Below are 11,869 nucleotides of genomic sequence, written 5' to 3'. Positions count from 1 at the left end.
TTCAACTTGCGGATTTTTTAAAAGTTTGGTATAATGATTATCAGAATATTGATAGAGTAAGTTAAAAGCGATTTTATTTTTGAGTTAAAAGTTAACGGGTTCCATCTGAACCGTGTGGGTTATAAAGTTGTTGGTGCTTTGGTTGGTCTTATCGCTGTCAGAAAAGTTCCATCTGAACCGTGTGGGTTATAAAGTTGGGATAGGAGGAAAAACGAAAGGCGGCGGATCTTTGTTCCATCTGAACCGTGTGGGTTATAAAGTTTTAAAAAAAATTATTCAATGAGATACAAACGATTAGTTCCATCTGAACCGTGTGGGTTATAAAGCTACTCTGTTCAAGAATAAATAGATGGAAAATTTAGGTTCCATCTGAACCGTGTGGGTTATAAAGCCACAACCCAACGCCAAGAACGAGCAGAAAATACCCGTTCCATCTGAACCGTGTGGGTTATAAAGCCACAACCCAACGCCAAGAACGAGCAGAAAATACCCGTTCCATCTGAACCGTGTGGGTTATAAAGCCACAACCCAACGCCAAGAACGAGCAGAAAATACCCGTTCCATCTGAACCGTGTGGGTTATAAAGCGGAGTCTGCTATAATCCCTGTCTCTATTTTGGCCATGGTTCCATCTGAACCGTGTGGGTTATAAAGCTTAATACACGACTTTTCAAGATATATAGTACAATTGTTCCATCTGAACCGTGTGGGTTATAAAGTCTCTTGTTAGTACAATGTCAAAGCTATACATCTTTGTTCCATCTGAACCGTGTGGGTTATAAAGCAATATAACCTATATTCGATTTTATGCCACCTTTCCGTTACATCTGAACCGTGTGGGTTAGAAAGTGTTTTAATTTTGCGTTAGGCGTGAGAATATTTATTAGTTACATCTGAACCGTGTGGGTTATAAAGGCTGTAGAGATTTAATAGAAGACTTGCACTCAGTCAGTTACATCTGAACCGTGTGGGTTATGTAAGAGTTGAAACGTGAGACGTGAGATGTGAGACGGGTTTTTAAATTTTTTCTACGTTTCACATTCCACGTTTCACTTCTCACGTTAAAGTCGCATCTTAACAGTGTGGGTTAGAAAGATTGGGACTTATATACTTAAGTATCTTCCATTAAACCCTTATCACTTCCAACGTATTACTTTCATCCGGATTTTTCTCAGAAGGACCTTTGATTAATACAAAATAGCCATTTTTTAATGATGTTAGATTTTTAATATACTCTTTCCAATTTTTTGGCATTTGTTCTTCGTATACTGGATAAACACCATATGAAAATTCTAAGCTTTTTTCTACATTTTTATTAAAACAAACAGCAATTATCCATACAGGAAGTTTGAACCTGCTCATTCTTCTGGCTGTGGCTCCGCTTGATGTTGGAATTATAACAAAGTCAGGATTCAGGTTTTTCACTAAGTTAAAGGCATTTAGTGCCATAGTATCTTGGAGTGAGTTTGATTTTGAAAGGTCTTTCAAAAGCACTTCATACATTGGACTTTCATATCTTTCTTTTTCTATGCATTTTGCAATATTTTTTAATGTTAAAACTGCTATATCTGGATATTTGCCAACGGCGGTTTCTGCCGATAGCATGAGACAGTCTGTTCCGTCTAATATTGCATTTGCTACATCCGTTGCTTCCGCTCGTGTTGGTCTAACGCTTTCAATCATAGATTCAAGCATTTGTGTTGCAGTAATTACCGGTTTTCCGGCTAAATTTGCTTTTTTAATGATTCTTTTTTGTGTAATTGCTATACACTCTATCGGCGTTTCTATGCCAAGATCTCCTCTTGCAACCATTATCCCATCAGCTTCTTGTATAATCTCATCTATATTTTCTACTGCCTTTGGTCTTTCTATCTTTGCGATCAAAAAAGGATGGTAATCTATACTTTTTGCATACTCTCTTGCATCTACAATATCCTGCCTATCTCTAACAAAGGATACACATAAAGCATCAATCTCAACTTCTTTTGAAAACTCAATGCATTTTTTCTCAAATTCTCCGATGGCTTTTAATGGTAAATCTACGTTCGGCAGGTTTATACCTTTACGAGAAGTAAGCTTCCCATTTGTTAAACTTACAACATAAACTTTATCATCTTTTATATCTTCAACCTTAAACTGTAAAAATCCATCGTTTATATAAATAACATCCCCAACTTTTAAGTACTTAGAAAAATCTTTTAAGTTAACAGAAATGACTCCTTCCTGTGGCTTATCTGAAAGGATTAACCTATCACCAACTTTTACATCAAGAGGCTGCAAGTCTCCAATTCTGATTTTTGGTCCGGGCAGGTCTCCTAAGATAACTATTCTTTTATTTAAAGATTTTGCTGTTTGTCTAAGAAGATTTATGACTTTTTGATGAGATTCAAAAGAGCCGTGAGAAAAGTTAATTCTGGCAATATTCATGCCGTTTTGAATCATTTTTTTAATGGTCTCTTCATCAGAAGATGTCGGTCCAATGGTGCATACAATCTTTGTTTTGATTTCTGGTAGGTTTAGCATGGCTATTTACTCAAACAGTGCATCTACAAACTCTTTTGCGTCAAATGGTTGTAAATCATCTATTCCTTCGCCAACGCCGATAAATTTGATTGGTATTTTTAAATCCTTACAGATAGGAATGATTGCTCCGCCTTTTGACGTTCCATCAAGCTTTGTGATAATAATACCGGTTACATTCGTTACTTCTTTAAATGTTTTTGCTTGATTTATTGAGTTTTGACCTATCGTTCCATCCAAGACTAATAAGGTTTCTACCGGTTGATTTTCAGAAAATTTAGCAATCGTTTTTTTAATTTTTTGTAGTTCTTTCATCAGATGTTCTTTTGTATGAAGCCTTCCGGCTGTATCAACAATAACAACATTATCGCCTTTAGCTTTAGCACTGTTTATAGCATCAAAAACAACCGCAGATGGGTCTGCTCCTGGTTGATGTTTTACAATTCTAACTCCTACTCTGTTAGCCCATACTTCAAGCTGGTCTATTGCCGCAGCTCTAAACGTATCTGCCGCAGCAAGGACTACCGATTTGCCGTCTTGTTTTAGCATATAAGCTAACTTTCCAACGGTTGTAGTTTTTCCACTTCCGTTAATTCCAAGAAATAATAAAACATCCGGCTTTTCACCTAAAAATGTCAGCCTTCCTTCACAATCCTTTAAAATATCGTATATTTTCTCTTTTAATAACTCTTTTAACTGCTCACCTTCTGTGATTTTTCTTTTTTTGCTCTCCTCTCTTAAAAATTGTATTATCTCCTGAGTAGCTTTTACTCCAACGTCTGCCTTAAGCAAAACAGCTTCTATATCTTCAAACAATGACTCATCTATCTTTCTTCCAAAGGAAATCTTGCTAAAGCCTTCAGCTAATTGTTTTTTTGTTTTTTCAAGACCTTTTTTGACTTTTTCAAAGAAAGATTTAAACAACGCCTGCACCTCTTAAAGTTAGTTTGATTAATATTTTATCATTGCAAAGAGACTTTTTGTGATAATATGAGACGTTTACATCTTTCAGACGCTTAATTATTAATTTTTTTTCTATCCAGAGGCTGTAAAGCCGAGGACGGTGGATTTCTTATTTATTTACCCATTTTACACAGCCCATGGTTTTTACTTCGTTTGCTGTTTCTGGATCCATCTGGACTGTAACATCAAATTCTCCGCCGTAGTCTCTTGTATATAGTATTTTGGTTTTCTTCTTGGCTCTTATGTAAGCTATGCAATCCTCACCAACAACTCTTACAATGCAAGTTGAAGCTTTGAGGTCTCTTTCATCAGATGTTTCTTTCTTAATGTTTATCCCCTCAGCCACAGGCTCGCATGATAAATTATTTATTACAAAAACTTTTCCGTCTTTTGTAACACAACCAAAGGCATTATATTTGACACAACCTTCTGTTTCTATAACTTTCAGTGTTTGTCCTTCCTGAATAAGCTCACACTTTCCACAAGCCTGTGGTCTTGCGACCGTATCATCTAAAAGCTCCCGGCAACTTGCTACGCCTTCTATAACTTTTATACGAAGTTCCTTTACTTTAATGGAGCTTTCTGACTCTGTTTTTAAACTTGGTTTATTGGTTTCAAAGCTTCCAAGCACATTCTTTACTGTCCCACAACCAAACAAGAAAGTTGTACCGAATAAAAGAATTGCAATTTTTTTCATCTTGATTATATCCTCCATATATATTTTTAAAAAAATATTTAAAGCAATATTATACCTCGGGTGAGAAATTCGACAAAAACATGAGATTCTTCGCTTCGCTCAGAATGACAAATAAGGTAATTGTTAAGATGCTTTCACTTTCTCTGTCATCCTGAGGCCGTAAGGCCGAAGGATCTCATTTTTTAAATTTTATAAAAACTGTCAACTTCTCACTTAAGGTATATTCTTCTGACTCAAAATATAATAAAATAAAAAGCCCGCAGCTATGCGGGCAAGCTGTAGTAGGATAACAGCAGCAGGAGGCTAAAACTCAAGTTGAAGTCTTGAGAATATTTCATTAACTGATTTCTTTGTAACCACCGTATTTGAATCTGGTTGATTGTACATAGCTCTTCCAGCGTTGCCAAGAGATGCTACTGCACCGCCAAATTCTAAAGTCATATGTTTTCCTACACTGGCTGCGAGAGTAACTCCAGCTTCTGTACCAAGGCTTTTGCCATTTCCTCCCATATCTTTGTTAGACCTAAACGTTCCTACAACACCTTGCACTGATAAACCTTCTGTGATAGGAAAGTCAACCTTTGCCTGAACTGTTGTAAGACCATAACCTTTATTACCTGGCTCGAGGCCAAAGTCATTCACGTCAGATGGTCCGTGAGGGGTAAAGATGTAAGTGTATGCCCAGTATCCGCCTGTTTTCAAAAGACTGTGTACCGTTTTAAAACCATTTCCGTTATCTTTTCCAGTAGAATACACACCAAGAAGACTTAAAGTTGCAGGTCCAAGTTTTGTAGAACCTTCCAGCCTTGCAAGCCATCCACTGTTGCTGGTGTTTGCTTTCTTACCGCTATTTGCAAGAACTGCAGCATGAAGGTTTACTTGGTCGAGCTTATAGGTTAAAGTAGGGCCAATCCATGTTTGGTTTAGAGTATAGAAATCGCTTGCGTTGCAGCTGTTTCCTTTCTGACATATCTTTCCATAAGTTCCATAATAGTGGATGCCGGCGTTAAGCCCGCCAAGCTTAGAGTTTAAGTCTAAAACTAAGAAGTGCTGGTCTTTATCCTTTACCGCAGTGTTTCTGTAAAATGCTCCTTCTACAAGTCTTACATAAGCAAGCCTGTAGTCAATATCTCCTACCTTTCCTGCGTATGCTATTCCACCAATGTTAAGGTCCCAGTCTGCAGAAAAGAGCATTTGGTCTACTTGGTCGTTGGCAGGGAGGATACCAGCCAGCACGGTGCCAGGTCCAGCTGGGAAGTAAAGATAACCATATCTTACGCCTCTTGCCTGAAGTCTATTAAATGCGTTTACTGCATAAGCGTCCCTTGGGTCGCTTTTATCTGGTGATGCACCACCCCAACCGCCTCTGTATTCAAGCTGGAAGAAGCCCCCAACGCCTGCTTGGGTTTTTACATCAAAGTTAAGTCTTAATCTTTGTCTAAAGAAATCATATTGGTTATTAGACTGGATATTAGAGTTGTTGTACATTACACGGTACTGAATGCCGAAATCAATACCAACATCCTTGTCTTTAAGACTTGTGATCTCCACAGCATACGCTGGGGATAAAATGACTGCACCTAAAATTGCTGCACTTGCTACTTTTTTCATGTTTAACCTCCTAAAATTTTTATTTATTAAGGGGGGCATATGCCCCCTACAGCCTTAGCTTCTAAAATCATTTGTTGGCAACAAGGATGTATTCTTTAGGATATCTTCAAGATTTCCTTTAAGCTTTCTTATCGCAACCCTTGAAGCCTTATACCAAGGAATAGTGGTTTTTGGGTCGGTATAGCTGGTGGTAAGGTGATTGAAAGAACCTTTCCAGTGGTACATTATACTAAATACAGTTCCAGGAGGAGGAGCATCGTTTACATGTACCAACGCCACTGCATTACCTTCTAAGTTATAAAGCTCAACTATATCTCCGCTATTAATTCCAAGTCTTCTTGCATCTTCTGGGTTCATTTCTATGTATGGTAAAGGAATAGTTGCAACCTTTTCTGGAAGGTATCTGTCATTGTAGCCTGTTTGGAAGATTAATTGGTTTCTTCCCGTAGTAAGCCAGAATGGGTATTTACTATCGTTTCCTCCTTGGAGGTACTTGGTGATTTCTGGTGGATAGAATTTTAATGGGTCTGGCTCCCATGGGTCAGTTCCATACCATTTAAACTTACCATCCGGAGTTCCAAATCTGTGTACGTATCTTCTTTTTGTGCCGACAAGCTCTCCGGTTTTAGGGTCTATGCGAACAGGAGTTTGTATACCTTTCTGACCTACTTTTCTGAGATATTCATATGTAACACCTCTGTAGCATTCTGCTGGTAGAGTTGCTTCATCTGCCTCTGAAACCCTATTGTCTGGGAATTCATTTGCTCCATCTAAGAAAACTTCTTCAGCGGTTTTCCAATCCATTCCAGCACAGTATTTAGCTTCCTCATGGTTTCCTTCAGCCTCATATAATTCCTTCATTCTTATAGCAATTCTTCCCCATATCCACCAGTCTGGTTTTGCATCTCCTGGAGGTGCCATAAATTGTTCCGCAATTCTGAGCAGTCTACTGTTACAGTTTATATAGGTAGTAGGTTTTTCTCCCCAACCCGCAGCAGGAAGTATTACATGTGCATCCCTTGATGTTTCAGTTTTATACATATCAATAACTACCATAAATAAACCATTTGTTTTTTCAAGACCTTCTAATATTCTTCTAGCTCTCTCTTCTGAGCCAGCTGGTTCTCCAGATAAGCTTGCCTGCTCTGATAGATACTTAGTAAGTGCCATGGTTCTCTCACGGACTCTTTTCTTGTAAGCTTGTGCGTTTGGTGTAGATAGGTATGGGTCTGTTCCAGATATATAATAGACCTTTGCTTTTGGGTCATTTTTTACATACTCATCGATGTTTGGAGGCGGTCCGCCAGCATATACAGAACCAACAAGTTTCGCTCTGGATTTGCTGTGAGGTCTGACATAGCCCTCTTGGTGTCCTCCCTGTCTTCCGCATCCTGTACCTGGTTTTCCGTAGTTCCCAGTAAGCGCAGCAAGTTGGGCTATGGCTGCAATCGTATCATAGTTTTTATAGCCCCATATTACACCTTTTTCGTATATGGTAAGCGTTCTCCTTCTAAAGTTTCCTGATTTTGGACTTGCTATCCATTCAGCCGCCTTTTCTATATCTTCTTTCTTTACCCCTGTTAGTTTTTCTACTCTACTCATAAACTCTTCATAAGGAACGTCAAGCATTAACGATTTCTTCTTATATTCTTCAAAAGTATTTAAATCTGTCCTCTTCTCTACGAACTCTTTATCCCACCATCCTTTTTCCCATACGGCTCTTGCTATAGCATTTGCAAGTACGTAGTCTGTTCCAAGATTTGGTCTTAAATGAAGAACTCTATAAGGTGCAGCAATCTCTGCAACTTTTACGCTGGCTGTTTTTCTTGGGTCTATAACGATCATTCTTGCAGGTTCTGCTGGCTCTCCCTTTAAATACTCTTTTTTCTTTTCATCAATGGTTGCGCCTTGAAGGTTTGGAAGCATGTGTTCTGTGTAGAAAACAGAAGCAGTTTCAAAAGAGTTGGCACCCCAAAGTACTATGGTATCAGCAAGTCTTGCATCCTCATAAGTATAGTTAAGCTCATGAGTTCCTCTCTCTCTTTGACCCCAAACCTCGGAGTTGTAGGCCGGTCTATTGTGTATAGATAACATTTTTGTACCAACTGCTATGAAGAAGAATTTCCCAACTGCCCAGTTCTCCTCGAACCCAGCACCAGAGCCTCCATGGTCGTGTATTTTCATAGCTACTGAATCTGGACCATATTTATCCTTGACACCTTTGGTTACTCTTGCGACTAAATCTATTGCCTCTTCCCAGCTAACTGGCATTAACTCATCCCCAACTCTAATTAATGGTTGGTGCACTCTTTCTCTTGTGGGCTTTGTAGGTGAATATGTCGCCTCTGCATTAGCCCCTCCCCTTATAGAGTAGTTCCCTCTATTTATGGGCGAGTCTTCTGCTGGTATTATTAATACGTTGTAAAGGTTGCCGTCTTCTCCTTTTACTACGCTATACATAGTTTCGGTTATTGCTTGACTTTGCAGGGCTACTCCTTGTTTAGTAAAGTCTATACCCAGTGCATTTTCGTTTGGCTTTAGCCCACCTTCCTTGCCCACAGGCCATCTATAAATGTTATAACCACAACCTACGTTGCAGTACTGGCAAGGTGATGTAAATTTTTGTGCATCTTTTGGTGGAATTGGTATGCTATCCTTTCTTTCAAATACTGCCATGTTTTGTACCTCCTTTATAATTTGCCTATTTTGCTAGATTTTAAAATGTTTCTAATTCTTCCCCATATTAGCCCTTCTACCCCTTCTGCGTATATGTTTCCAGTTCTTGGTTCAAAACGCAAAATTATCTGAGGAAGCCATTCAGATGCATGCCCCTGGAATGTTTGCCCATTTTTTGCAGGGTCAAACATTGAGTAATGGCAAGCACAAACAAACCTCTTTTTAGAATAGCTAACAGGACAGCCCTTATGGGTACATAATGACGAGTAGGCTACGATGTCCCCTTCTGGTCCCACACCACCAACAGCCCTCTCTCCAAGCTTAATAAGAATTGCTGGAGATTGTTCATCTGGGTAATTAAAGCTTACCGGCTCTCCTACCTTTAAGTCCTTAATGTTGGCTATTTTTACCCTTGGGTATGGCTGGGTTATAAGAGCTAATGCCCACTCTGGCGTAGATAAAAGTGCAACCATAGCCGCACTTCCACCGATAAAGGTCCTTCGTGAGATCTTCGTCATAAACATTGCTGTACCTCCTACTTAGTTTTAATTAGCGCTATAATGTAGTGCAAACTTTGTGCCAAATTTTAAAACCTTTAAAAATTAAGGATTTTTATCAGTAGATTTTTTTGAATGTTCAAATTTTTATAGGGTTATGTTCAAAAATTGAACAACGTCTGAATAAATTTAAAAATTCATTTGGAATGGAAGCTTTATGACAAAGTGAAGAAATGAAAAATCAGCGAAATATAAGAGAGAGATAAGAGTAATGGTTGATAAGTTATCAGCGACAGAATAATAAATCGACCACTTTAAACGTTTAATTTGAAAAAATCCCTCTTAACCTATTTTCTAAGGTATTTCGGGATATTCCTAAAAGACCTGCCACTTTTGACTTGTTGCCTGAGTATTTTTCGAGAAGTTTTTTTATAAGATAGACTTCTATCCTTTCAAGAAGATTAGGAAGATCCTCTTCCGGCGTTGAGTCAAGCAACATATCTATAAATCTATCAAAAGAACATGTTGTACTGTAAACAGTTGTTTTTTCTGGATGTATATCAAAATCTTTTATTTTCCCAAATTTTGTTTCAATAACTGTCTTATAAATCAGGTTTTTTAGCTCACGTACATTCCCTGGGAATGAGTAATCCATTAGCTTTTTCATAGCTTCTTCTTCCACCCCTTCAACCATGGTTCCTATTTCTGCGTTAGCAAAAGCTATAAAATAATCGACTAACTGTTTTATGTCTTCCTTTCTTTCTCTAAGAGGTGGTATGTAGATATCCATTTGACTTATTCTATGATACAGATCTTCTCTAAATTTTCCTTCTTCTACCATTTTTTTTAGGTCCCTGTTTGTAGCAAAAATAAGTCTAACGTCTGCTTTCTCTTCCTTGGAGCTTCCCAATGAGAAATAGCTTTTTCTTTCTACAAAAGCCAAAAGCTTTGCTTGAAGTTTGTAAGGAATGTCTCCTATTTCGTCTAAAAAAAGGGTTCCACCTTCAGCTAACTTTACCTTTCCTTTTTTATCTACCAAGGCACCCGTAAAGGCTCCCTTTACATATCCAAACAGCTCTGCTTCGAAGAGGTCCCAAGGTATGGCAGGGCAATGTAATATAACAAAAGGTTTTTCTTTTCTCGGGCTATTTTCGTGGATTAACCGTGATACCACTTCCTTTCCCACACCTGTTTCTCCGGTTATCAAAACATTGAGATCGTTTTGGCAAGCTAAACCTATTTTTTTAAAAACTTCAAACATAGCCTTTGAAGAGCCGATTACTTTAAACTCTTTACTATATGGAATATCAGGATTTAGGTTAAATCCCAACATCTCTTTTACAACTCGTAAAAGCTCTTCGGCGTTTAAAGGTTTTTTAAGTATATTTGTAGCAGAAAATCTTGATGCACTTATTACTGTATTCGCATCTGTATAGTCGGTTAAAAAAATTACTGGGATGTTAAAACCTTTTGTCCTCAACCTTTCTACTACATCTATTCCATTCTCATCTTCCAACTTTATATCTATCAAAAGCAAGTTGCTTATTGGTAGATAATCTTCTAAACCTTTAGAAGATTGTAGTGTTATTACTTCAAAACCCTTTGTACTAAGGATCTTTTTTACGAAATTTAATACACAGCATTCATCATCTACAACTAATACTCTCATATTTTTATCTTTATTGAGGACATGAACCATTTATCCGCCTCCTTTGTTCTAAAAAGATAGAGAATCAATGTTCCTATTTCTTTTGATAAATAGTTAATAAGTTTTTTCAATTTTTTGGTTACTCCTTGCAAGGATATTATATATAGTTATATTTATAGTATATTTTAAATCAAGTTGCTATCTTTGTATTGCTATCTTTATAAGTTTTACAGGCTTTGTTTTGAAAATCCATATGGTTATTTTTTCTTATGACATTTCAAGGTTGGTCAAGGTGGCAACTTAAGTTATCTAAGTTATCATTAGAGTATTTATGATATATATCATTTTCAAATAAATATTCATATAAATATGATAAATATAGAAATTATAATTTTATATATGGAGTGGAAATGACAACAAGAGTTGGAATCATCGTTTTAAGTGGAACCTTAGATAAAGTTTTACCTGCTTTTATAATTGGGACTACAGCTGCGGCTATGGGTATGGAAGTAGGGATGTTCTTTAGCTTTTATGGATTAAATGCAATTCATAAAGAAAAACATAAAAATTTAAAAGTTTCTCCGGTAGGAAATCCGGCAATGCCTATGCCTGTTCCTGTGCCACAGATACTAACAATAATGCCGGGTATGATGGATTTTGCAACATCTATGATGAAAGGAATGATGGAAAAACACAAAGTCCCATCTTTAGAACAACTAATCCAACAAGCAAAAGATTTAGAGGTAAAATTATATCCATGCCAGACAGCAATGACTCTCTTTGGCTATACGGTTGATGACTTAATAGAGGGTGTGGAGAAACCAGTTGGAGCTGCAACTTTTTTAAGCTTTGTAAATACAGGCGATAAATCGATAGTTTTGAATTTTTAATGACGTTTAAGTAATTACTATTATTATAAAAGGGAGAAAATGTCTCCCTTTGAAATTCTTTTATTTTAAAGTTAAGCATTAAATGGTTCACTTAAATCTTTTGTTATCTAAAACAAGAAATATAAAATTCTACAAAATTTTTATTTTTTATAAGCAAATAGTTGATGAAATAGTGCTGAAAAAATTTATGAACTATCATACAAAGACAATTCAAGAATTGACAGTACATAATAGATTGTAGAGATATTGTCCAAAAACTTTTACAATTTAATTGTAATATCATATAAAATTATACCTAAAAACTTAAAAATTGGCGAGGTTTTTATGAAAAGAGACTGGAAAGAATATAATAAACAACTTGTAAAACG

General features: G+C 37.0%; 8 protein-coding genes and 1 CRISPR repeat array. Of the genes, 1 reads left to right on the top strand and 7 read right to left on the bottom strand.

What is annotated here, in order from left to right:
• Positions 1–98: 98 nt before the first annotated feature.
• A CRISPR array of direct repeats spans positions 99–979; the repeat unit is 29 nt; unit sequence GTTCCATCTGAACCGTGTGGGTTATAAAG.
• Positions 980–1,124: 145 nt separating this feature from the next.
• From pyk to Q0929_RS07605, 7 genes are all read right to left on the bottom strand, one after another.
• Positions 1,125–2,522, bottom strand: coding sequence for a pyruvate kinase (gene pyk, locus Q0929_RS07635; protein ID WP_299239436.1), 1,398 nt, complete (start codon positions 2,520–2,522; stop codon positions 1,125–1,127).
• 6 nt (positions 2,523–2,528) lie between these two features.
• Positions 2,529–3,452 (bottom strand): signal recognition particle-docking protein FtsY, encoded by a 924-nt coding sequence (gene ftsY, locus Q0929_RS07630; RefSeq protein WP_299239434.1) that lies wholly within the window; start codon positions 3,450–3,452, stop codon positions 2,529–2,531.
• Between the two features lie 139 nt (positions 3,453–3,591).
• The gene (locus tag Q0929_RS07625; protein WP_299239433.1) at positions 3,592–4,179 is read right to left on the bottom strand and encodes a hypothetical protein; all 588 of its coding nucleotides are present in this window, start codon (positions 4,177–4,179) and stop codon (positions 3,592–3,594) included.
• A 303-nt stretch (positions 4,180–4,482) separates the two neighbouring features.
• Positions 4,483–5,790, bottom strand: coding sequence for a hypothetical protein (locus Q0929_RS07620; RefSeq protein ID WP_299239432.1), 1,308 nt, complete (start codon positions 5,788–5,790; stop codon positions 4,483–4,485).
• Positions 5,791–5,844: 54 nt separating this feature from the next.
• A complete protein-coding gene (locus Q0929_RS07615) occupies positions 5,845–8,466 on the bottom strand; it encodes an arsenate reductase (azurin) large subunit (RefSeq protein ID WP_299239430.1) in 2,622 nt (873 codons plus the stop codon).
• A 14-nt stretch (positions 8,467–8,480) separates the two neighbouring features.
• Positions 8,481–8,990, bottom strand: coding sequence for an arsenate reductase (azurin) small subunit (locus tag Q0929_RS07610; protein ID WP_299239429.1), 510 nt, complete (start codon positions 8,988–8,990; stop codon positions 8,481–8,483).
• 295 nt (positions 8,991–9,285) lie between these two features.
• On the bottom strand, positions 9,286–10,662 hold the full coding sequence (locus tag Q0929_RS07605; RefSeq protein ID WP_299239428.1) for a sigma-54 dependent transcriptional regulator: 1,377 nt from the start codon (positions 10,660–10,662) through the stop codon (positions 9,286–9,288).
• A gap of 359 nt (positions 10,663–11,021) precedes the next feature.
• Here Q0929_RS07605 and Q0929_RS07600 point away from each other — a divergent pair, with 359 nt between their 5' ends.
• A complete protein-coding gene (locus Q0929_RS07600) occupies positions 11,022–11,501 on the top strand; it encodes a DsrE/DsrF/DrsH-like family protein (RefSeq protein WP_299239426.1) in 480 nt (159 codons plus the stop codon).
• The last annotated feature ends 368 nt before the right edge of the window (positions 11,502–11,869 follow it).

Origin of the sequence: Sulfurihydrogenibium sp. (assembly GCF_028276765.1) — a bacterium.
GTDB lineage: Bacteria > Aquificota > Aquificia > Aquificales > Hydrogenothermaceae > Sulfurihydrogenibium.
Note: the sequence above shows the minus strand (reverse complement) of the source record. Positions and strands in the feature narration are given on the sequence as shown.